The 1436-nt window shown below is 73.7% G+C and carries 3 protein-coding genes; all 3 read left to right on the forward strand.

What is annotated here, in order from left to right; translation table 11 throughout:
- A partial coding sequence (locus AB0J52_RS40500; RefSeq protein ID WP_500188517.1) for a roadblock/LC7 domain-containing protein occupies positions 1 to 330 on the forward strand: 330 nt, incomplete at its 5' end.
- Positions 331 to 336: 6 nt separating this feature from the next.
- Entirely contained in the window at positions 337 to 705 is a 369-nt protein-coding gene (locus tag AB0J52_RS40505) for a DUF742 domain-containing protein (RefSeq protein ID WP_500188519.1), read from the forward strand.
- Positions 686 to 1312 carry a GTP-binding protein gene (locus AB0J52_RS40510; protein ID WP_500188521.1) on the forward strand — a complete coding sequence of 209 codons (627 nt, stop codon included), beginning with the start codon at positions 686 to 688 and terminating at the stop codon, positions 1310 to 1312. The genes AB0J52_RS40505 and AB0J52_RS40510 overlap by 20 nt, the downstream gene beginning before the upstream one ends.
- Positions 1313 to 1436: the final 124 nt, after the last annotated feature.

Here is a 1436-nt window from a genome sequence, read left to right on the forward strand (position 1 = left end):
GTGCTGTCGAGCGACGGGCTGGTGGTCGCGGCGTCCTCGGGGATGCGGCAGGAGGACGCCGAGCACCTGTCCGCGCTGGTCGCGGGCGTGCAGGGGCTCGCGCGCGGCGCGTGCAGGCGGTTCTCCGGCGGCGAGCTGATGCAGAGCGTCATCGAGATGGACTCGATGCTGGTGTTCGTCGTCCCGGCCGGGGAGCACGCGTACCTGGCCGCGCTGAGCCCCGCCGACGCGGACGCGGGCACGGTCGCGTACGCGCTGGCCGAGCTCGCCGAGCGGCTGGCCGAGCGGCCGCCGGTGGTCCCCCGGCTGTCGGGTCTCGGCGTGAGGTGAGCACGCGTGAGCGATGACCGCTGGCTGGACGAGGACGCCGGGCCGATCTTCCGTCCCTACACCGTCACGCGCGGCCGGACGCGGCTGCGCGACGACAGCCTCAACCTGATCTCCCTGCTGGAGGCGACCGGGCTGCCGGTCCCCCGGCGCACCCGCCTGGATCCCGAGCACCGCCGGGTGCTGGCGTGCTGCGCGGAGCCGATCACCTTCGCCGACCTGTCGTCCGAGATCGACCTGCCCGTGGGCGTGGTGCGCGTCCTGGTGGACGACCTGCGCGAGGAGAACCTGCTGCGGGTGCTGCAGGCGACCCCCACCGGCGACGTCCCGGACGAGCTCGTACTAAGGAAGCTGCTGCATGGACTACGCGCACTCTGACACCGCCGTCCACGTGCCCGCGACCGCCCGGCGCGGCGGCGGCCAGCCGACCGCGGCGAAGATCCTCGTCGCCGGCGGGTTCGGCGTCGGGAAGACGACGATGGTCGGCTCGATCAGCGAGATCCGGCCGCTGCGCACCGAGGAGATGCTGACCGACCGGGGCGCGGGCGTGGACGACACGACCGGCGTCGCGGACAAGACCAGCACCACCGTGGCCATGGACTTCGGCCGGATCACGATGGGCGACGGCCTGATCCTGTACCTGTTCGGGACGCCCGGCCAGCAGCGGTTCTGGTTCATGTGGGACGAGCTGGCGCTCGGCGCGGTCGGCGCGGTGGTGCTCGCCGACGTCCGCCGGCTGGCCGACTCGTTCGCCGCGATCGACTACTTCGAGGACCGCGGCACCCCGTTCATGGTCGCGGTGAACTGCTTCGACGGCGCCGAGCGCAAGGACCCGGCGGACGTCCGGATCGCCCTGGACCTGGACGCCGACGTCCCCCTCGTCCTGTGCGACGTGCGCAGCCGCGACTCGGCGAAGGAGGTGCTGATCACCATGGTCGAGCACGTCCTCGCCCGGACGACCGCCGCCGCCGGCGCGCGCCGCTGAACCGTTCCCGCGCCGCCGAACCGTTCCCGCGCCGCTGAGCCGCGCTGGACCCCCGACCCCCCCCCCGCACCCGGCCCCCGTTCCGGGCCGCCCCCCCAGGAAAACCCCCCGGTAAAAGAGACAC

The sequence above is a fragment of the Spirillospora sp. NPDC049652 genome (assembly GCF_040675125.1).
Classification (GTDB): domain Bacteria; phylum Actinomycetota; class Actinomycetes; order Streptosporangiales; family Streptosporangiaceae; genus Spirillospora.